Raw genomic sequence first — 20,547 nt, forward strand, 5'->3', positions numbered from 1 at the left:
CACAAAGAGTGACTGTCGCCTCGCGCGTCGACCGCCCCCGCCAGGCCCTACGCTGGAGAGCTGATCGACCCACCTGGCAGGAGAAAAATGGCCGTCAACCTGGTCAATGTCGAGAACGTCAGCAAGGTGTACGGCACCCGTGCCCTCCTCGACGGCGTCTCGCTCGGTGTGTCCGAAGGGGACCGGATCGGGGTCGTCGGACGCAACGGTGACGGCAAGACCACCCTCATCCGGATGCTCGCCAAGCTGGAGGACGCCGACACCGGACGGGTGACGCACTCCGGCGGGCTGCGGATCGGGGTGCTCACCCAGCACGACTCCCTCGACCCCGCGGCGACCGTCCGGCACGAGGTCATCGGCGACATGGCCGACCACGAGTGGGCGGGGAACGCCAAGGTCAGGGACGTACTGACCGGACTGTTCGGCGGACTGGAGCTGGCCGGGTTCCCCAAGGGCCTGGACACCGTCATCGGGCCGCTGTCCGGTGGCGAGCGGCGGCGGATCGCGCTCGCCAAGCTGCTCATCGAGGAGCAGGACCTGATCGTCCTCGACGAGCCGACGAACCATCTCGACGTCGAGGGCATCGCCTGGCTCGCCCAGCACCTGCGGGTCCGCCGGTCCGCGCTCGTCTGCGTCACCCACGACCGGTGGTTCCTCGACCAGGTCTGCACCCGCATGTGGGACGTGCAGCGCGGTGACGTGTACGAGTACGAGGGCGGCTACTCCGACTACGTCTTCGCCCGCGCGGAGCGTGAGCGCATCGCGGCGACCGAGGAGGTCAAGCGGCAGAACCTGGTCCGCAAGGAGCTGGCCTGGCTGCGGCGCGGCGCTCCCGCGCGGACGTCCAAGCCGCGCTTCCGGGTGGAGGCCGCCAACGAGCTGATCAAGGACGTACCGGCGCCGCGCGACAGCGGCGAGCTGATGAAGTTCGCCTCGTCCCGGCTGGGCAGGACGGTGTTCGACCTCGAGGACGTCACCGTGCAGGCCGGACCGAAGGTGCTGCTCGAGCACGTCACCTGGCAGCTCGGACCGGGTGACCGCATCGGCCTGGTGGGGGTCAACGGCGCGGGGAAGACGTCCCTGCTGCGGGCCATGGCCGAGGCGGCGCGGAGCGGGGGCGAGGTGCAGCCCGCGGGCGGCGGCGTCCGGGTGGGCAAGACCGTCAAGCTCGCCTACCTGTCCCAGGAGGTCGCCGAACTCGACCCCACCTGGCGGGTGCTCCAGGCCGTGCAGGCGGTCCGTGAGCGCGTCGACCTCGGCAAGGGGCGCGAGATGACCGCCGGCCAGCTGTGCGAGACCTTCGGCTTCGGCAAGGAGAAGCAGTGGACGCCGGTGGGAGACCTGTCGGGTGGTGAGCGGCGGCGGCTGCAACTGCTGCGGCTGCTGATGGACGAGCCCAACGTCCTCTTCCTCGACGAGCCCACCAACGACCTCGACATCGAGACGCTCACCCAGCTCGAGGACGTCCTCGACGGCTGGCCCGGCTCCATGATCGTCATCTCCCACGACCGGTTCTTCGTCGAGCGCACCACCGACCGCGTGTTCGCCCTCCTCGGCGACGGTGCCCTGCGGATGCTCCCGCGCGGCATCGACGAGTACCTGGAGCGGCGCAGGCGCATGCAGGAGACGGCTGCCGCCAGCACCGCCGCGGCCACCGTGCCGGCCCCGGCGGCACCGGGTTCCGCGCCGGAGAAGAGCGCCGCCGGCCAGCGCGCGGCCAAGAAGGAGCTGCAGAAGATCGAGCGCCGGCTGGAGAAGATCTCCGAGAAGGAGACCGGACTGCACGCCGCCATCGCCCAGAACGCCACCGACTTCACGAAGGTGGCGGAACTGGACGCCGAACTGCGGGAGCTCACCGGTCAGCGGGAGGAACTGGAGCTGAGCTGGCTGGAATTGGCGGAAGACGCCTGAGCCGGACGGCCTGGCCCGGGTGCGGGCCGGGGGCGCGGGTGGCGTGAAGAGGGCGTGAAGGCGCGTAACAGAGGCATCACGGGCCGGTTCGCCCTTGGGAACAGGGGCGGACGCGGCCGGGTGGCGTGTCGGTGCCGGGTGATAGAAAGAGCCGTCTGAGCAACGTCTGAAGCCGGCTACCGGTTCACCGCACACCTCGGGCGTGGCTAAAAATCAGTGAGTAGAGGGGGAACGCGCTGATGTCTCAGCCGCCCAACCAGCCGCCGCCCGGCGGAGGTTTCGGACCGCCGCAGGACCCGCCGCCCGGTGGAGGTTTCGGACCGCCGCAGGACCCGCCGCCCGGTGGCGGATTCGGGGCTCCGCAGACGCCGCCGCCGGGGCAGCCCCAGACGCCGCAGCCTCCGCAGGGGCCCCCGGCCGGCGCCCCGCAGCCCGGGTACGGCCACCCGCAGCAGCCCGCCCAGCAGCCGGGGCCCTACGCCTCCGGTCCCTACGGACAGCCCCAGCAGCCGGGCCCGTACGGGCAGCCCGGGTACGGCTACCCGCAGCCGCAGTTCCCCGGGGCCCCCGGCACCCCGCCCGGCGGGTCCGGGTCCCGCAACCCCTTCAAGGGCAAGCCCGCCCTCGTCGTCGGCGCCGCGGTGGCCGCGCTGCTCGTGATCGGCGGCACCGTGTACGCCGTCTCGGGCGACGACGGCAAGAAGGACAAGAAGCCCGTCGCCCAGCAGACCGACGACCCCAAGCCGGAGACCTCCGGCGGTGCCCCGGTCAACCCGGGCGACGGCAGCGGTGACGGCGGCGACGACCCGGAGGACCTCAACGAGGGCCGCCAGGACGGTGAGTCGCAGGTGCTCTGGTACAAGGAGGCACCCGACGCCCCCGGCTCCGGCGCCGACGCCCCCGGCATGTGGATCACCGACAAAACGGCGGTGAAGGCCGCCTACAAGGAGATCTCCGCCTACAACGTCGGTGACGGCAAGCCCACCTGGGAGACCATCGCCTTCCCGCAGGAGATCTGCGCGGTCACCTCCGGGAAGACGGCCGACGACAAGGTGGTCGTCGCCTACAAGAGCGGAAAGAGCGACCGCGCCAAGTGCAACCAGCTCCAGCTCATCGACCTCAACACCGGTGAGAAGGGCTGGCAGGAGGAGGTCGCCGACGGCGCCCTGTTCGACTCCGCGCTCTCCATCGAGATGTCCCTCGCCGGCAACACGCTGATGGTGGGCCGCTCGCAGTCCGGCACGGCGTACGACGTGCGCACCGGCAAGAAGCTGTTCGACGCCAAGAAGTACGGCGACGCCCCCTGCTTCCCCGCGGGCTTCGCGGGCGGCGAGCGGCTGATCCAGGTCGCCTCCTGCGGCGCCGGCGGCGACAACGCGCACGACGAGGTCCGCGAGCTCGACCCCAGGACCGGCAAGGTCAAGTGGACCTACGCCTACGACAAGGGCTGGCGGATCGAGCGGGCGTTCTCCGTCGACCCGGTCGTCATCTACGCCACCAAGGAGGAGGACGGCGACAAGAAGGCGTGGAACATCGCCGCCTTCACCACCGCCGGCAAGCTGCGCTCGCAGGTCGCGGTGGACGAGGACTTCGACCCCGGCTGCGGCTGGGCGATCCTCGCGCGGGACCTCCAGGGCTGCCAGGGCGTCGTCGTCGACGGCGACACCCTCTACCTGCCCACCCAGGCCACCACCGGCGCCAACGAGATCGTCGCGATCAGCCTCGCCAACGGCAAGGAGCGGTGGCGGGAGTCCTCCCCGGCGGAGGAGTCGATGGTGCCGATGAAGGTGGAGGGCGGCAAGCTCATCGCCTACGTCGAGCCCTCGTACAACGCGGGCGGCCGGGTCGTCGCCCTGCCCGTCACGGGCGCCGCCCACAAGCCGGTCGGGCTGATGCAGAACCCGCAGGGTGTCGCGGACATCGAGAACGGCTTCTTCAGCAAGGACATCGACTGGGTCGACGGTCGTTTCTACCTCTCGACCACCCGGCTGACCGGAAATGACGATGCGAAGGAGAAGTTGATGCTCGCCTACGGCAAGTGAGGCATGTGAGCACCGCTCCCGTCACTTTCCCGCCGCCCGTCGTCCCCTTCCCCGAGGTACTCACGTCATGAGCCAGCCGCCTCCCCCCAACCAGCCCCCGCAGCAGCCCAACCAGCCCCCGCAGCAGCCGGCCCAGCCCTCGCAGCAGCCGCCCGCCGCTCCGGGTGGGCCCGACCTGAACAAGGCACCCGAGCCCGGCTACGGCTACCCGCAGGCCCCGCAGGCCCCGCAGGCCCCGCAAGTCCCTCAGACCCCTCCGCCGTCCGCGCCTCCGGCCGCCCCGCAGGGGCCCGGCTACGGCTACCCGCAGCAGCCGCCGCCGGCCCCCGGCTACGGCTACCCGCAGCAGCCGCCGCCGGCTGCCGGGTACGGCTACCCGGGGCAGCCGCCGGCCCCCGGCTACGGACAGCCGGGCCAGCAGCCGACCGGGCCTTACGGGCAGCCGGGCTACGGGTTCCCGCAGCCGCCGACCATGCCCCTGCAGCCGCAGCCGCAGCCGGGTGGCGGGCGGAAGTTCAACGCCCAGATGGCCATCATCATCTCCGCGGTCACCGCCATCGCGCTGATCGTCGGCGGCGGGATCTACTACGCGTCCTCGTCCGGCACGGACGACGACAAGAACACCGCCACGAAGGGCGGCGAGGGCAAGGAGAACGGCAACGGCGGGGACCAGGGCCAGGGCGGGGGCGAGGGCTCGTCCTCCGGCGGGGGCAAGGAGAAGGCCCCCGCGGACACCGGCTCCAAGCTGCTGTTCCAGGTGCCCGCGCCCAAGGTGCCCAAGGACGTCTCGTCCGTCAGCACCTCCGGTTCCTGGCTGACCGACACGGTGTACGCCAAGAGCGGCGTCGCCGAGATCGTCGGTTACGACCGCGCCAAGGGCACCGAGAAGTGGAAGCTCGCCCTGCCCGGACCGGTGTGCAGCGCGACCGACCATGTCAGCGGGGACAACAAGACGGCGATCGTCTACAAGCCGGCGATGCCGGCCAAGGGGAAACCGCAGTCCTGCACCGAGGTCGGGCTGATCGACCTGGAGTCCGGCAAGAAGCTGTGGTCCAAGACCGCCAAGTCCGGCACCACGCCGGTCAACTTCAACAACGTCACCCTCAGCGGTGGCACCGTCGCCGCCGGCAGCACCAGTGGCGGCGCCGCGTGGGAGATCGCCTCCGGCAAGCAGCTGTGGGCGCCCAAGACGTCCGACACCTGCTACGACTCCGGGTACGGCGGCGGCGAGAAGCTGGTCGCGGTCCGCAAGTGCGGCACGTACGACGAGCGTCAGCTGCACATCCAGACCGTCGACCCGAAGACCGGCAACGTCGTCAGCGAGTACAAGATGGACGAGGGCATCGAGTACGCCGCCGTCGTCTCCACCGAGCCGCTGGTCGTGGCGGCGGACGTCGGCGACTCCGCCGGAGACGGCAGCGGTATCTCGGACTTCTTCTCCATCGACAACAGCACCGGCAAGCTCCGCACGCGCATCCCCGCGCCCGGCGAGGACTTCGCGGCCCGCTGCGACGCCATCTACAAGCTGGAGGACTGCAGCGCCCTGGTGGTCGGCAACGACCGGCTGTACATCTCCACGGAGGAGCACGAGGGCGACGGGGAGTCGTACGTCCGGACCAACGAGATCGTGGCCTTCGACCTGGCGACCGGCAAGCAGACCGGCCAGCGGGCCGACGCGGGTGACGGGTACGACCTCGTGCCGCTGCGGATGGACGGCGGCAACGTGATCGCCTACAAGCGTCCGCCCTACGACAAGGGCGGGCAGATCGTCAGCATCGACGGCGGGACCTTCAAGCAGACGGTGCTGCTGGAGAACCCGGCGACGGAGGCCGTCCGCGACGCCGAGACGCGGATGTTGCCGACGTCCGCGGAGATCTTGTTCTCGCAGGGTGGTCTGTACATGTCCAAGGTGTACGCCAGTGACTTCACCACGCAGGACAAGGAGTATCTGGTGGTCGCTTTCGGTACGGGCTGATCGCCCCCTGATCGACCCCTGAGCGACCGTGATCACTGCTGCGGCCCCGCCCCTGTTCAGGGACGGGGCCGTACGCGTACCGCTCATCACCGGCTCATCGCCACCGAATACGAGATTTTCGGTGATCCGGGGCGATTCTCGCCGGTAGGGGGAGCGCGACGTCGAACAAGCGTGTAGCTTCCGGGGGCATCCGGGGTCCGGGGGTGCGTTTGTCGTGGGGGGTTGGTTGATCGATGGGTGTGCGGTTGATGGTGGTCGACGACCACCGGCTGCTCGCCGAGGCGCTCGCCTCGGCGTTGAAGCTGCGGGGGCACCGGGTGCTGGCCGCGGCGGCGCCGGCGGTGGGGGCGGCGGATCTGGTGATCAGCCGGGCACCGGAGGTGTGCCTGCTGGGGACGGCGGCGCCGGCGGAGCCGGGGACCTTCGATCCGGTGGTGAAGATCAAGCGGGAGCGGCCGGCGGTGGCGGTGGTCGTACTGGGCCCGGTGCCCTCGCCCCGGGGGATCGCGGCGGCGTTCGCGGCGGGGGCCTCGGGGTACGTGCGGCACGACGAGCGGATCGAGGGCGTCGAGCGGGCGATCATGAAGGCGCGGGCGGGGGAGGCGGCGGTGGCGCCGCAGCTGTTGCAGGGGGCGTTCGGGGAGCTGCTGAATCCCGCGGCGCAGCCGGACGACGAGGGGCAGCGGCTGCTGCGGATGCTGACGCCCCGGGAGGTGGAGGTGCTGGTGCGGGTGGCCGACGGTGAGGACACCCGGCTGATCGCGGCGGGGATGGGCATCGCGCCGTCCACGGCGCGTACGCATGTCCAGCGGGTGCTGATGAAACTCGGTGTGGGCTCCCGTCTGGAGGCGGCGGCGCTGGCGGCCCGGACAGGTCTCCTGGACCGGGCCGGCCCGCTCGGCTGACGGCGGCCGGGGGCGGGCCGGGCCGTCCGGCCGCCCCCGGTCCCCTGGTCATTCCCCGCCGGGTCCCTCCTGCTCCTCAGGCAGGACCGGGGGTGGTGGCGGAGCCGTCGGCCGCAGCCACAGCCACAGCAGGAACAGCAGCCCGAGGGCGAGCATCCCCAACCCCGTCCAGAGGTTGATGTTGACTCCCTGCGCCTTGTCGATGTCCGCGTCGGACGCGGTGAACCCGGCGATCGTCACGATCACCCCGTACACCACGAACAGCCCTCCGATGATCCGGCGGATGTCGAACAACCGGGCGGCCGTGGTGGACTTGGTCTCCAGCTCGGTGATCTCTCGCTGCAGATCACGCTCGGAGTAGTGCTCGGACATGGTCCCTCAATCCTCCCGCGTTCAGAACGAGAACGGGATGTAGCAGGCGGCAGCCAGAATCACCGCACCCCAGCCGAGCAGCGCCGGCTTGCGGTACCAGGCGTCGTCGCCCTCGGCGGGCGGCTCCTCCATGCCGGGCGAGCGTGTGCCGTAGACCAGGCCCTGGAGGTCCTCGGTGGGCTTGGGCGCCGTGAACAGCGACACGGCCACCATGACCACCGCGCCGGCGACGAAGCCCGCGATCGCGGAGACGAAGTTGGCCCCCTGGTCGGTGGGGATGTCGATGACGCCCTGCTTGTAGATGACGAAGTAGTTGACCATCGCGGCGGTGGTACCGGCGATCAGGCCCCAGAAGCCCGACTTCATCGACGCGCGCTTCCAGAACATGCCGATGATGAAGACCACGAACATCGGCACGTTGAAGAAGGAGAACAGCGTCTGGAGGTAGGCCATGATGTTGGAGAACGACGAGGCCAGGAACGCCGTGCCGATGGAGGCGAGGACGCCGATCGCGGTGATCAGGCGGCCGAAGCGGACGTAGTACGCGTCTTCCCGGTGTTTCACCACGTACTTCTGCCAGATGTCGGCGGTGAAGACGGTGTTGAAGGACGAGATGTTCGCCGCCATGCCCGCCATGAAGGCGGCCAGCAGGCCGGTCACGGCGATGCCCAGGACGCCGTTGGGCAGCAGTTGCTGCATCAGGTAGGGGATGGCGTCGTTGTACTGGAGGTCGGAGTCCGCCGTGCCGATCTGCGGGACGAGGACCGCGGCCACCAGGCCCGGGATCATCACGATGAACACGATGAAGATCTTCGGGAACGCCGCGATCAGCGGGGTCCGCTTGGCCGCCGAGAGGTTCTTCGCGGACAGGGCGCGCTGCACCTCGGCGAAGTTGGTCGTCCAGTAGCCGAAGGACAGCACGAAACCGAGGCCCAGGACGATGGTCAGCCAGTTGGCGCCGAGCGGGTTGTCGCTGCCGATGCCGGTGCCGCCCCAGGCGGTCATGAAGTTGTCGCCGCGCGCCTCGGTCAGGGAGTCGGACAGGCCGTCCCAGCCGCCGACGCTCTTCAGGCCGAGCACGGTGATGGGGATCAGCGCGGCCAGGATGACGAAGAACTGCAGCACCTCGTTGTAGATCGCCGAGGAGAGACCGCCCAGGGTGATGTAGGCCAGCACGAAGAACCCGGCGACGACGATCGCCACCCACTGCGGCCAGCCGAGGAGCGCCTCGACGACGATCGCGAGGGCGTAGAGGTTGACGCCGGCGATCAGGATGGCGGCGGCCGCGAAGAGGACCGCGCTGAGCAGGTGGGCCGCCCTGTCGAAGCGCAGCAGCAGGAACTCGGGGACCGAGCGGACCTTGCTGCCGTAGTAGAACGGCATCATCACCAGGCCCAGGAAGACCATCGCGGGGATGGCGCCGATCCAGTACCAGTGGGTCGTGTAGACGCCGTACTGGGCGCTGTTCGCCGCCATGCCGAGGATCTCGGTGGCGCCCAGGTTGGCCGCGATGAACGCCAGCCCGGTGACCCAGGCGGGCAGGGAGCGGCCGGAGAGGAAGAAGTCGAGGCTCGTCTTCACCGAGCGCCGGGCGGCGAGGCCGATGCCCAGCACGACGACGAAGTAGATCCCGAGAATCGTGTAGTCCAGCCAGTTGGTGGGGAGCCGAAGTTCCACGGCCAGGTATGTGGGGGTTTGCATAGACACTCGCTTCGTTCGCGAACTGATCCGCTGCGGAATCTGCGCCTCCGCGTTCAGTGATTGAACACGTTCTGTGGCGTTCCGCGTCGGACCGTGGCGAGCTCGACGTGCTGGTGAGTTGTGATGTGTTATGTTCGATTGTGTTGAGTGGTGGTGGGCGGGTGCGGAGGAGTGCGGCAGTGAAGAAGACCTCGACCCGGCTGGCCGACGGCCGTGAGCTCATCTACTACGACCTCGGCGACGACACCGTGCGCGACGCCGCCGACCGCCGGCCGCTGGACGCCACCGTCACCACCTCCGAGATCCGCCGCGACCCGCTGCTGGGCGACTGTGTCGCCATCGCCTCCCACCGTCAGGGGCGCACCTACCATCCGCCCGCCGACGAGTGCCCCCTGTGTCCGTCCGGGGGCGGCCGGCTGAGCGAGGTCCCCGACTCGTCGTACGACGTGGTCGTCTTCGAGAACCGCTTCCCCTCGCTGGCCGGGGACTCCGGCCGGTGCGAGGTCGTCTGCTTCACCTCCGACCACCACGCCTCCTTCGCCGGGCTGAGTGAGCCGCAGGCGCGCCTGGTCCTCGACGCCTGGACCGACCGGACGTCCGAACTGTCGCATCTGCCCTCCGTTGAACAGGTGTTCTGTTTCGAGAACCGGGGGGCCGAGATCGGCGTCACCCTCCAGCACCCGCACGGGCAGATCTACGCCTACCCCTTCACCACCCCCCGCACTGCCCTGATGCTCCGCCAAGTGGCCGCACACAAGGAGGCGACGGGCGGCAGGAACCTCTTCGACGCCGTACTGGAGCGGGAACGGACGGACGAGCGGATCGTCATCGAGGGTGAACACTGGGTGGCCTTCGTGCCCTACGCGGCACACTGGCCCTACGAGGTCCACCTGTATCCCAGGCACCGCGTGCCCGACCTGCTCGGCCTCGACGAGGCGGCGCGGCGGGAGTTCCCCCGGGTGTACCTGGAACTCCTGAAGCGCTTCGACCGGATCTTCGGCGAAGGCGAAGCCCGCACGCCGTACATCGCGGCCTGGCACCAGGCGCCGTTCGGCACCCTGGAGGGGTTCGACGGCGTCACACGCGACGACTTCGCCCTGCATCTGGAGCTTTTCACCATCCGCCGCACGTCCGGCAAGCTGAAGTTCCTCGCGGGCTCCGAGTCCGGCATGAACGTGTTCATCAACGACGTGCCGCCGGAGCACGCGGCCCAGCGACTGCGGGAGGTAGCGAGTTCATGAGCGGGAAATACCTGGTCACCGGGGGCGCGGGGTACGTCGGCAGCGTCGTCGCCCAGCATCTGGTCGAGGCCGGCCACGAGGTCGTCGTACTCGACAACCTCACCACCGGCTTCCGCGAAGGCGTCCCCGGGGGCGCGTCGTTCATCGAGGGCGACATCCGCGATGCCGCCAAATGGCTGGACTCCTCGTTCGACGGCGTGCTGCACTTCGCCGCCTTCTCCCAGGTCGGCGAGTCGGTGGCCGAACCGGAGAAGTACTGGGACAACAACGTCGGCGGCACCATGGCCCTGCTCGGCGCGATGCGCGAGGCGGACGTGCGCCGGCTGGTGTTCTCCTCCACGGCCGCGACCTACGGCGAACCCGAGCAGGTGCCGATCCCCGAGTCCGCCCCCACCAGCCCCACCAGCCCGTACGGCGCCTCCAAGCTCGCCGTCGACCACATGATCACCGGTGAGGCGAAGGCGCACGGACTGGGCGCGGTCTCCCTGCGCTACTTCAACGTGGCCGGCGCCTACGGCCGCTACGGCGAGCGTCACGACCCCGAGTCGCACCTCATCCCGCTCGTCCTCCAGGTGGCCCAGGGCCGGCGCGAAGCGATCTCCGTCTACGGGGACGACTACCCGACGCCCGACGGCACCTGCGTACGCGACTACATCCACGTCGCCGACCTGGCCGAGGCCCATCTGCTCGCACTGCGGTCCGCCGCGCCCGGCGAGCACCTGATCTGCAACCTGGGCAACGGCAGCGGCTTCTCCGTCCGCGAGGTCATCGAGACGGTGCGGCGGGTCACCGGACACCCGGTCCCCGAGGTCATGGCCCCCCGCCGGGGCGGCGACCCGGCGGTCCTGGTGGCGTCCGCCGCCACCGCCCGCGAGAAGCTGGGCTGGCACCCGTCGCGCGCGGACCTCACGGGCATCGTCGCGGACGCGTGGGAGTTCACGCGGCAGCGCGCCAACTAGAACGTAACGAAGGGTCAAGGGGCCAGGGCATGAGCGAGACCAGCGCGTCCATCGGATCGAGCGGGGCGACGGTCGCGGGTTCCGTCGCCGACCGGTTCGAGCAGCTCTACGGGGCCGCACCGCAGGGGGTGTGGGCGGCGCCGGGCCGGGTCAACCTCATCGGCGAGCACACCGACTACAACGACGGCTTCGTCATGCCGTTCGCCCTGCCCCACACCGCCGTCGCGGCCGTGTCCCGGCGGGACGACGGCGTCCTGCGACTGCACTCCGCCGATGTGTCCGCCGCGGTCGCGGAGCTGACGGTGGACGCCCTGACCCCCGGCGGCGACAGGCGGTGGACCGCCTACCCGGCGGGCGTGGTGTGGGCGCTGCGGGAGGCCGGCCATCCGGTCACCGGCGCCGACATCCACCTGGCGTCGACCGTCCCGGCGGGCGCGGGCCTGTCGTCCTCGGCGGCCCTGGAGGTCGTCGTCGCGCTGGCCCTGAACGACCTGTACGGACTGGGCCTGCGGGGCCGGCAGCTGGCCCGGCTGTGCCAGCGCGCGGAGAACGTCTACGTCGGCGCCCCGGTCGGCATCATGGACCAGACGGCCTCGGCCTGCTGCGAGAGCGGGCACGCCCTGTTCCTCGACACCCGCGACCTGTCCCAGCGTCAGATCCCCTTCGACCTGGCCGCCGAGGGCATGCGCCTGCTCGTCGTCGACACCCGGGTCAAGCACAGCCACAGCCAGGGCGAGTACGGCAGGCGCCGCGAAGGCTGCGAGAAGGGCGCGGCCCTGCTGGGTGTGGACGCGCTCAGGGACGTCCCGTACGACGGACTGGAGGCGGCCCTGGCACGGCTGGGCGACGAGGCGGAGGTGCGCCGGCTGGTCCGCCACGTGGTGACGGAGGACGAGCGGGTCGAACGGGTGGTGTCCCTGCTGGAGGCCGGCGACACCCGGGCGATCGGCCCCGTCCTGGTCGAGGGCCACACCTCCCTGCGCGACGACTTCCGCGTCTCCTGCCCCGAACTCGACCTGGTGGTCGACACCGCGGTGGCCGCGGGCGCCCTCGGCGCCCGGATGACCGGCGGCGGCTTCGGCGGCTCGGCCATCGTCCTGACGGAGGAGGCCGACGTCCCCACCGTCACCAAGGCGGTGGAGGAGGCGTTCAGGGCCGCCGGTCTCAAGAGCCCCCGGGTGTTCGGGGCGGTGCCGGCGGCGGGGGCGCGCCGCCTGCGGTAGACAGGCCCCTCCCTCCCCGGGGCCGGCCCAGCCGTTTGGTCAGGGTGTACTCCGTGACGCCCGGCGGGTAGTCGGGGATGGCGCAGACGACCTCGTAGCCGTGGCGGCGGTAGAAGTCCGGGGCCTGGAAGTCCCAGGTCTCCACGCGGGACGAGGTGCAGCCGCGGGTGGTGGCGAGGTGTTCCGCCTCCGCGAGGAGCCGGGAGCCGAGGCCCGCTCCACGGTGGCGGGCGCCGACCCAGAGGCAGGTCACGTGCAGCCACGTCGTCCAGGTGTGGCCGACCAGGCCGCCGGCCAGTTCGCCGTTCGCGGTCGACAGCCACACGTGCAAAGGGGCTTCCCGTTCGTCCGGGGTTCCGCGCAGGGCGCGCAGGACCGGAGAGGCGGCGGTGTTCGTTTCTCTGAGGCGCCGGTGGAGCAGATCACGTCGGGCTTTGTCGACTTCTGTCTCAAGACGAAACATGCGGCTCACCATAAACGCGCAAGGCCGCCAGTTCTGCAAATAACCTTCCGCTCCCGGCCCTCGCCCGTACTCTGATGCACAGTGCCGGTGGGGGCCGGCGCCGTTCAGGGGGCGAGACCGTCGGGTTCGGCGTCCGGGGTGGGGTGGTGGCTGTCGCAAGGCGGCGGTCGTGCGGCCGCGGCGGCCCGTCCCACGTCCAGCAGATCGGGTGTCCGGGGCCTCGGCGTCGTACCCGCGCCGGTGTCGTCCTCCGATGACGGGGTAGTCCCCAGCTCTGGGAAGAGCGTGGGGTAGGGGGTTTCGTGGTTCGCATTCGAGTCCTGGTCGTCGACGACCATCGCATCTTCGCCGAGTCACTGGCCGCGGCTCTGGCCGCGGAGCCCGACGTCGACGTCTCCGCGGCCGGCAGCGGCCCGGCCGCGTCGCGCTGTCTCGAGCGGGCGGCCTCCGAGGGGCGGCGGTACGACGTGCTGCTCGTCGACGCCGATCTGGGCGGCAAGGTGCCCGGCGGCCGGCCGGCCGTCCCCGTGCAGGCCGGTGACGAGGACGGACTCGTCGACGGGATATCGCTGGTCGCCGGCGTGCGCTCGGCGCAGCCGCAGGTGCGGATCGTCGTCCTCGCCGGAAAGGACGACCCGGTCCGCGCCGCACTCGCCCTCCAGGCGGGCGCCTCCGGCTGGGTGGCCAAGGACTGCTCACTGAACCGGCTGCTCACCGTCATCCGGGGAGTGCTGCGCGACGAGACGCATCTGCCGCCCGCCCTGCTGACGGGCGTACTGCGGGAACTGACCGCCGCCCGGCGGCACCGCACCGAGAGCGAACGGCTCGTGGAGTCGCTGACCCCGCGCGAGCGGGAGGTGCTGCGGTGCATGGTGGCGGGACTGGGGCGCAAGGCCGTCGCCGAGCGCCTGTACCTGTCCCCGCACACCGTGCGCACCCATATGCAGAACGTCCTCGGGAAGCTGGGCGTGCACTCCACCCTGGCCGCGGTCGCCCTCGCCCGGCGCGCGGGCGTCGGGCCCGTCGACCTAACCGGGGATGTTGTCGAACGGGGCGGTCAACTGGCGTAGCAGCCCCGCCAGTTCGCTGCGCTGGGCGTGGGTGAGCTCACCGAGGATCGCCCGCTCCTGCGCCAGCAGTCCGGCCAGCGCCTGGTCGGCGCGGTCCCGCCCCTCGGCCGTGAGCCGGACCAGGACACCGCGCCGGTCACTGGGGTCGGGCAACCGCTCCACCAGGCCCTTCTTGGCCAGGCGGTCGATGCGGTTCGTCATCGTGCCCGAGGTGACCAGGGTCTGGGTCAGCAGCTGCCCCGGCGAGAGCTGGTACGGGGTGCCCGCGCGGCGCAGCGCGGTCAGGACGTCGAACTCCCAGGACTCCAGGCCGTGCTCGGTGAACGCGAGCCGGCGCGCCCGGTCCAGGTGCCGGGCCAGTCTGCTCACCCGGCTGAGTACCTCGAGCGGTTCCACGTCGAGGTCAGGGCGCTCCCGGCGCCATGCTGCGACCAGCCGATCGACCTCGTCCTCCATGACGATCAGTGTAATGGTTGTGTCGACGTGAAGTCTCTTGATGTCAAGTATCTTGACGCCGAGATGATGGAGTGGGAGGCTGGGTACCCGTCCGCCGCTCACCAGGAGGCCGTATGTCCGCCACCACCCCGGTGTGGGACCCCGCCCAGTACCTCACTCACGCCGGTCACCGCACCCGCCCCTTCACCGACCTGCTCGCCCGCGTCCCGGAACCGCCCAGGGACCCGCCCCGCATCGCCGACCTCGGCTGCGGCGCCGGCAACGTCACCGCGCTCCTCGGGCAGCGGTGGCCCGCCGCCCGCGTCACCGGCTTCGACACCTCACCCGAGATGCTCGGCAGGGCTCGCGCCGATCACACGAGGGGCGGGCTCGACTTCGTCCACGCCGACGTCCGTACCTGGGTGCCGGAGGAGCCGTACGACCTGATCATCAGCAACGCCACGCTGCAATGGGTCCCGGGGCACGCGGACCGGTTCGGCGAGTGGATCGACGGGCTCGCCCCCGGTGGCGCCCTCGCCTTCCAGGTGCCGGGGAACTTCGACGCCCCCAGCCATCGGCTGCTGCGCGAACTGGCCGAATCCGTGCGCTGGAGGGGCCGCCTGTCCGGCGTCCTGCGCCACGGTGACGCCGTGCTCGGCCCCGGGGCCTACCTGGAGCACCTGACCGCCCTCGGCTGCCCGGCCGACGCGTGGGAGACGACGTACGTGCATCTGCTGGAGGGGGAGGATCCCGTCCTGGACTGGGTCAGGGGGACGGGCCTGCGCCCCGTCCTCACCGCTCTCGCCGACGACCCGGAGGCCCGGGACTCCTTCGTCGCCGAGTACCGCGCCGCCCTGCGGACCGCCTACCCGGCCGGCCCTCACGGCACCCCGTTCCCCTTCCGGCGCGTGTTCGCGGTCGCCGTCCAAGGATGCAGATGATCAGGCGGTCCGTCCCAGGTGGGTGACCAGGATGCGGATCACGTCGTCGTCGATGACGTACAGGACTCGGTAGGCGCCGACGCGTAGCCGCCGGATGTCCAGCCCGTAGGGCACGGTTGCCGCCGGGCGAGGGTCATGGGCGAGCTTGTCGATGCTGTCGAGGACCATGGCAAGTCCCTCGGGATCCTCCTTGAGCAACCGGGCTGCGGCGTCGAGGGCGTGCGGCTCGAAGATGATCTCGTAGGTCACTGCTTCTCGAGCCCCAGCTGCTTGCGCACCTCGGCCATGGGAATGCCCGGCCCGAGAGACCCCTCGGCCTTGCGCCGCTGGTAGTCGGAAACCGCCAACGCGTCTTCGAGATCCTCTATGACCTGCGGTGACACCAGCAGTGCCGCCACGTGCCCGTGATCCGTGAGCGCGATGGTCTCGCGGCTGTGAGCTGCGCGACGGACGAGGTCGCCGAGGTGGGCACGGGCTGCGCTGATCGTGATCTCAGTCATGGCCGCATGATTGCACAAGATTAATCTAGCGTGCTATCGGTTCAGCTCTTCCGGTGGCCTATCAGCCGCGGCTTCGGCTCCAGGCCGTCCAGCCCGTGCCACGCGAGGTTGACCAGGTGCGCGGCCACCTCCGCCTTCTTCGGCCTGCGCACGTCCAGCCACCACTGGCCCGTCAGCGCCACCATCCCGACCAGGGCCTGCGCGTACAGCGGGGCCAGCTTCGGGTCGAAGCCGCGGGACTTGAACTCGCGCCCCAGGATGTCCTCCACCTGGGTGGCGATGTCCGAGATCAGCGACGCGAACGACCCCGTCGACTGCGGGATGGGGGAGTCACGGACCAGGATCCGGAAACCGTCCGTGTACTCCTCGATGTAGTCGAGCAGCGCGAACGCCGCCTGTTCGCACAGCTCACGCGGGTGACCGGCCGTCAGTGAACCGGTCACCATGTCCAGCAGGCGCCGCATCTCACGGTCCACCACCACCGCGTACAGCCCCTCCTTGCCGCCGAAGTGCTCGTACACCACCGGCTTGGAGACCCCGGCCTTCGCCGCGATCTCCTCCACCGACGTGCCCTCGAACCCCTTCTCCGCGAACAGGGTGCGGCCGATCTCCAGCAACTGCTGGCGGCGCTCCGCACCGGTCATCCGGGTACGGCGCGCGCGCCGCGGCTTGTCGTTGCTCGGGGTGCTGCTGGAGTCGGTCGCCACGCCGCCCATCATGCCGCCTCGGCGGGTTCCTTCCCTCGCCGGGCGCCGCCTTCCGCGGAGTTACGGCGTGAATCGATACGCGAGCGTGACGGCCACCGCACGTCGTGAGCCCATCCCAGCTGCTCGAACCAGCGGATCAGACGGGCCGAGGAATCCACCTGTCCCCGCTCCACACCGTGCCGCGCCGACGTCGGGTCGGCGTGATGCAGGTTGTGCCAGGACTCACCGCACGACAGAACCGCCAGCCACCACACGTTGCCCGAGCGGTCCCGCGACTTGAAGGGACGCCTGCCGACCGCGTGACAGATCGAGTTGATCGACCACGTCACATGGTGCAGCAGCGCCACCCGGACGAGCGACCCCCAGAAGAAGCCGGTGAACGCGCCCCACCAGGACATCGTGACCAGACCGCCGATCAGCGCCGGCAGCGCCAGCGACAGACCCGCCCACAGGATGAACTGCCGGGAGATCGCCCGCAGCGTCCGGTCCCTGATCAGATCCGGCGCGTACTTCTCCTGCGACGTCTGCTCCTCATCGAACATCCAGCCGATGTGCGCCCACCACAGGCCCTTCATCAGCGCCGGAACCGTCTCCCCGTACTTCCACGGCGAATGCGGATCACCCTCGGCGTCGGAGAACTTGTGGTGCTTGCGGTGGTCGGCCACCCACCGCACCAGGGGGCCCTCCACCGCCATCGACCCCGCGATCGCCAGCCCGATCTTCAGCGGCCGCTTCGCCTTGAACGAACCGTGCGTGAAGTGACGGTGGAAGCCGATGGTGATGCCGTGGCACCCCAGGTAGTAGAAGAACACCAGCAGCCCGAGGTCCAGCCAGCTCACCCCCCACCCCCACGCCAGCGGTACGGCCGCCGCCAGTGCGAGGAACGGGACCGTGATGAAGAGCAGCAGCGTGATCTGCTCGATGGAACGCTTGCGCTCCCCGCCCAGCGTCGCGGACTCCACCGCGTCGTCGTCCGGCCGGGACTGCTTGGGGGCTTCGTCGAGCACGTCGGAACTTGAGGTCATGCGTGTCCCCTGTGGGGTATGTGGACTGAGGGTGGTGCCGGGGCCACCGGAAAGACCGACCTTTCTTACCCTTCCGTAACCTACGGCAACGTAAGTATGGCAGTGCGCCGCCCCGCGGCAAGAGCCCGTGGGCCAGCGCGTCCGGGTCGACACCTATCCTGGAAGCCGGTCGGACAGCGCGGTCCGCTCTGAATTCTTCCCGGACGACTGGCCCGCAAGCGGCGCACGCCGCGCGGAGTCCGCGCCCGGGTTCCCTCCAGACCAGCTTCCACACTGCAAGGAGCCGCACCTGTGAGCAGTGCCGACGACCAGACCACCATGACGAGCAGCGAGCTGCGTGCCGACATCCGCCGACTGGGTGATCTTCTCGGAGAGACCCTGGTCCGCCAGGAAGGCCCCGAACTGCTCGACCTCGTCGAGAAGGTACGCCGACTCACCCGTGAGGACGGCGAGGCAGCATCCGAGCTGCTGCGGGGCACCGAACTCCAGACCGCGGCCAAGCTGGTCCGAGCCTTCTCCACTTACTTCCACCTGGCCAACGTCACCGAACAGGTACACCGGGGCCGCGAACTGCGCGCCCGGCGCGCCGCGGAGGGCGGACTGCTCTCCCGCACCGCCGACCGCCTCAAGGACGCCGACCCCGAACACCTGCGCGAGACCGTGCGGCACCTCAACGTGCGCCCCGTCTTCACCGCACACCCCACCGAGGCCGCCCGCCGCTCCGTCCTCAACAAGCTCCGCCGCATCGCCGCCCTCCTCGACACGCCGGTCATCGCCACCGACCGGCGCCGCCTCGACACCCGCCTCGCCGAGAACATCGACCTCGTCTGGCAGACCGACGAACTGCGCGTGGTCCGCCCCGAGCCCGCCGACGAGGCCCGCAACGCCGTCTACTACCTCGACGAACTCCACGCCGGCGCCGTCGGCGACGTCCTGGAGGACCTCACCGCCGAACTCGAACGCGTCGGCGTCCACCTCCCCGACGACACCCGCCCCCTCACCTTCGGCACCTGGATCGGCGGCGACCGCGACGGCAACCCCAACGTCACCCCCCAGGTCACCTGGGACGTCCTCATCCTCCAGCACGAACACGGCATCAACGACGCCCTGGAGATGATCGACGAACTCCGCGGCTTCCTCTCCAACTCCATCCGCTACGCGGGTGCGACGGAGGAACTGCTCGCCTCCCTCCAGGCCGACCTCGACGCCCTCCCCGAGATCAGCCCCCGCTACAAGCGCCTCAACGCCGAAGAGCCCTACCGGCTCAAGGCCACCTGCATCCGCCAGAAGCTCGAGAACACCAAGCTCCGCCTCGCCCGCGACACCGCGCACGAACCCGGCCGCGACTACCTCGGTACCGGAGAGCTCCTCACCGACCTGCGCATCATCCAGGCCTCCCTGCGCGAGCACCGCGGCGGACTCTTCGCCGACGGCCGCCTCGCCCGCACCATCCGCACCCTCGCAGCCTTCGGCCTCCAGCTCGCCACCATGGACGTACGCGAACACGCCGACGCCCACCACCACGCCCTCGGCCAGCTCTTCGACCGGCTCGGTGAGGAGTCCTGGCGCTACAGCGACATGCCCCGCGAGTACCGCGGCAAGCTCCTCGCCAGGGAACTGCGCAGCAGAAGGCCCCTAGCGCCCACCCCCGCGCCCGTCGACAGCGCCGGAGAGAAGACCCTCGGCGTCTTCGGCACCATCAGGCGCGCCCTCGCCGTCTTCGGACCCGAGGTCATCGAGTCCTACATCATCTCCATGTGCCAGGGCGCCGACGACGTCTTCGCCGCCACCGTCCTGGCCCGCGAAGCCGGCCTCATCGACCTCCACGCCGGCTGGGCCAAGATCGGCATCGTCCCCCTCCTCGAGACCACCGACGAGCTCAAGGCCGCCGACACCATCCTCGAGGACATGCTCGCCGACCCCTCCTACCGGCGCCTCGTCGCGCTCAGGGGCGACGTCCAGGAGGTCATGCTCGGCTACTCCGACTCCTCCAAGTTCGGCGGCATCACCACCAGCCAGTGGGAGATCCACCGTGCCCAGCGGCGGCTGCGCGACGTCGCCCACCGCTACGGCGTACGCCTGCGCCTCTTCCACGGCCGCGGCGGCACCGTCGGCCGCGGCGGCGGCCCCACCCACGACGCCATCCTCGCCCAGCCCTGGGGCACCCTCGAGGGCGAGATCAAGGTCACCGAACAGGGCGAGGTCATCTCCGACAAGTACCTCATCCCCGCCCTCGCCCGCGAGAACCTCGAACTCTCCGTCGCCGCCACCCTCCAGGCGTCCGCCCTGCACACCGCCCCGCGCCAGTCCGACGACGCCCTGGCCCGCTGGGACGCGGCCATGGACCTCGTCTCCGACGCCGCCCACACGTCCTACCGCAAGCTGGTCGAGGACCCCGACCTGCCGACGTACTTCCTGGCCTCCACGCCGGTCGACCAGCTCGCCGACCTGCACCTGGGCTCACGGCCCTCCCGCCGCCCCGGCTCGGGCGTCTCGCTCGACGGACTGCGCGCCATCCCCTGGGTGTTCGGCTGGACCCAGTCCCGGCAGATCGTCCCCGGCTGGTACGGCGTCGGCTCCGGCCTCAAGGCCCTGCGCGAGGCCGGACTGGACACCGTCCTGGACGAGATGCACCAGCGGTGGCACTTCTTCCGCAACTTCGTCTCCAACGTCGAGATGACCCTCGCCAAGACCGACCTGCGCATCGCCCAGCACTACGTCGACACCCTCGTCCCCGACGAGCTCAGGCACGTCTTCGACGCCATCAAGGCCGAACACGAGCTCACCGTCGCCGAAGTGCTGCGCATCACCGGCGAACGGGAACTCCTCGACGCCGACCCCGTCCTCAAGCAGACCTTCGCCATCCGCGACGCCTACCTGGACCCCATCTCCTACCTCCAGGTGGCCCTCCTCAAGCGCCAGCGCGACGCCGCCGGCGCGGACGGACAGCCCGACCCGCTGCTCGCCCGCGCCCTGCTGCTCACGGTCAACGGTGTGGCCGCCGGCCTGCGCAACACCGGCTGACCCGCCGGTACGAGGAAAGGGTGCCCCCGGCCGCGTACGTGCGGCCGGGGGCA

17 protein-coding genes and 1 pseudogene are annotated in these 20,547 nt (G+C 70.5%); 10 read left to right on the plus strand and 8 right to left on the minus strand.

Going from position 1 to position 20,547, the window contains the following annotated elements; genetic code table 11:
• Positions 1-87 precede the first annotated feature (87 nt).
• The 4 genes from HTV45_RS18325 to HTV45_RS18340 all read left to right on the plus strand — a co-directional run bounded on the left by HTV45_RS18325 (position 88) and on the right by HTV45_RS18340 (position 6,833).
• Entirely contained in the window at positions 88-1,911 is a 1,824-nt protein-coding gene (locus HTV45_RS18325) for an ABC-F family ATP-binding cassette domain-containing protein (protein ID WP_215206879.1), read from the plus strand.
• Between the two features lie 239 nt (positions 1,912-2,150).
• On the plus strand, positions 2,151-3,953 hold the full coding sequence (locus tag HTV45_RS18330) for a PQQ-binding-like beta-propeller repeat protein (RefSeq protein ID WP_215206880.1): 1,803 nt from the start codon (positions 2,151-2,153) through the stop codon (positions 3,951-3,953).
• A 67-nt stretch (positions 3,954-4,020) separates the two neighbouring features.
• Positions 4,021-5,928 (plus strand): PQQ-binding-like beta-propeller repeat protein, encoded by a 1,908-nt coding sequence (locus HTV45_RS18335; RefSeq protein ID WP_215206881.1) that lies wholly within the window; start codon positions 4,021-4,023, stop codon positions 5,926-5,928.
• 233 nt (positions 5,929-6,161) lie between these two features.
• Complete coding sequence (locus HTV45_RS18340) at positions 6,162-6,833, plus strand: LuxR C-terminal-related transcriptional regulator (RefSeq protein WP_215206882.1); 672 nt, start codon at positions 6,162-6,164, stop codon at positions 6,831-6,833.
• 48 nt (positions 6,834-6,881) lie between these two features.
• On the opposite strand, the gene HTV45_RS18345 is transcribed toward HTV45_RS18340, so the two are convergent.
• Together HTV45_RS18345 and HTV45_RS18350 are read right to left on the minus strand one after the other, a co-directional pair.
• Positions 6,882-7,205, minus strand: a complete 324-nt coding sequence (locus HTV45_RS18345; protein WP_215206883.1) for a hypothetical protein — start codon at positions 7,203-7,205, stop codon at positions 6,882-6,884.
• Positions 7,206-7,226: 21 nt separating this feature from the next.
• Complete coding sequence (locus tag HTV45_RS18350) at positions 7,227-8,906, minus strand: sodium:solute symporter family protein (protein ID WP_215206884.1); 1,680 nt, start codon at positions 8,904-8,906, stop codon at positions 7,227-7,229.
• Positions 8,907-9,085: 179 nt separating this feature from the next.
• On the opposite strand from HTV45_RS18350, the gene galT reads away from it, so the two are divergent.
• The 3 genes from galT to galK are packed head-to-tail and all read left to right on the plus strand — an operon-like array spanning position 9,086 to position 12,329.
• On the plus strand, positions 9,086-10,147 hold the full coding sequence (gene galT, locus HTV45_RS18355; RefSeq protein WP_215206885.1) for a galactose-1-phosphate uridylyltransferase: 1,062 nt from the start codon (positions 9,086-9,088) through the stop codon (positions 10,145-10,147).
• A complete protein-coding gene (galE, locus tag HTV45_RS18360; protein WP_215206886.1) occupies positions 10,144-11,106 on the plus strand; it encodes a UDP-glucose 4-epimerase GalE in 963 nt (320 codons plus the stop codon). The genes galT and galE overlap by 4 nt, the downstream gene beginning before the upstream one ends.
• A gap of 29 nt (positions 11,107-11,135) precedes the next feature.
• A complete protein-coding gene (gene galK, locus HTV45_RS18365) occupies positions 11,136-12,329 on the plus strand; it encodes a galactokinase (RefSeq protein WP_215206887.1) in 1,194 nt (397 codons plus the stop codon).
• Between the two features lie 28 nt (positions 12,330-12,357).
• On the opposite strand, the pseudogene HTV45_RS18370 reads toward galK, so the two are convergent.
• A pseudogene (locus tag HTV45_RS18370) lies at positions 12,358-12,804 on the minus strand (GNAT family N-acetyltransferase); the annotation flags it as partial.
• A gap of 290 nt (positions 12,805-13,094) precedes the next feature.
• Here HTV45_RS18370 and HTV45_RS18375 point away from each other — a divergent pair.
• The gene (locus HTV45_RS18375) at positions 13,095-13,862 is read left to right on the plus strand and encodes a response regulator transcription factor (RefSeq protein ID WP_215206889.1); all 768 of its coding nucleotides are present in this window, start codon (positions 13,095-13,097) and stop codon (positions 13,860-13,862) included.
• Here HTV45_RS18375 and tamR read toward each other — a convergent pair.
• Positions 13,821-14,318 carry a MarR family transcriptional regulator TamR gene (gene tamR, locus HTV45_RS18380; protein WP_215206890.1) on the minus strand — a complete coding sequence of 166 codons (498 nt, stop codon included), beginning with the start codon at positions 14,316-14,318 and terminating at the stop codon, positions 13,821-13,823. The genes HTV45_RS18375 and tamR overlap by 42 nt on opposite strands.
• A 113-nt stretch (positions 14,319-14,431) precedes the next feature.
• On the opposite strand from tamR, the gene HTV45_RS18385 reads away from it, so the two are divergent.
• Complete coding sequence (locus HTV45_RS18385; protein ID WP_215206891.1) at positions 14,432-15,238, plus strand: trans-aconitate 2-methyltransferase; 807 nt, start codon at positions 14,432-14,434, stop codon at positions 15,236-15,238.
• On the opposite strand, the gene HTV45_RS18390 is transcribed toward HTV45_RS18385, so the two are convergent.
• Genes HTV45_RS18390 through HTV45_RS18405 form a run of 4 tightly spaced genes read right to left on the minus strand, consistent with a single transcriptional unit; the run spans position 15,239 to position 17,470 of the window.
• Positions 15,239-15,487: a type II toxin-antitoxin system RelE/ParE family toxin gene (locus HTV45_RS18390; RefSeq protein WP_215206892.1), complete on the minus strand. Its 249-nt coding sequence runs from the start codon at positions 15,485-15,487 to the stop codon at positions 15,239-15,241.
• Positions 15,484-15,738: a type II toxin-antitoxin system Phd/YefM family antitoxin gene (locus HTV45_RS18395; RefSeq protein WP_215206893.1), complete on the minus strand. Its 255-nt coding sequence runs from the start codon at positions 15,736-15,738 to the stop codon at positions 15,484-15,486. Before HTV45_RS18395 ends, HTV45_RS18390 begins: the two co-directional genes overlap by 4 nt.
• 41 nt (positions 15,739-15,779) lie before the next feature.
• Positions 15,780-16,457 (minus strand): TetR/AcrR family transcriptional regulator, encoded by a 678-nt coding sequence (locus HTV45_RS18400; RefSeq protein ID WP_215206894.1) that lies wholly within the window; start codon positions 16,455-16,457, stop codon positions 15,780-15,782.
• Complete coding sequence (locus tag HTV45_RS18405) at positions 16,454-17,470, minus strand: fatty acid desaturase (RefSeq protein ID WP_215206895.1); 1,017 nt, start codon at positions 17,468-17,470, stop codon at positions 16,454-16,456. The genes HTV45_RS18400 and HTV45_RS18405 overlap by 4 nt, the downstream gene beginning before the upstream one ends.
• A 291-nt stretch (positions 17,471-17,761) precedes the next feature.
• On the opposite strand from HTV45_RS18405, the gene ppc reads away from it, so the two are divergent.
• Positions 17,762-20,494 (plus strand): phosphoenolpyruvate carboxylase, encoded by a 2,733-nt coding sequence (gene ppc, locus HTV45_RS18410; protein WP_215206896.1) that lies wholly within the window; start codon positions 17,762-17,764, stop codon positions 20,492-20,494.
• Positions 20,495-20,547: the final 53 nt, after the last annotated feature.

This window comes from Streptomyces sp. CHD11 (assembly GCF_018638295.1).
Taxonomy (GTDB): Bacteria; Actinomycetota; Actinomycetes; order Streptomycetales; family Streptomycetaceae; genus Streptomyces.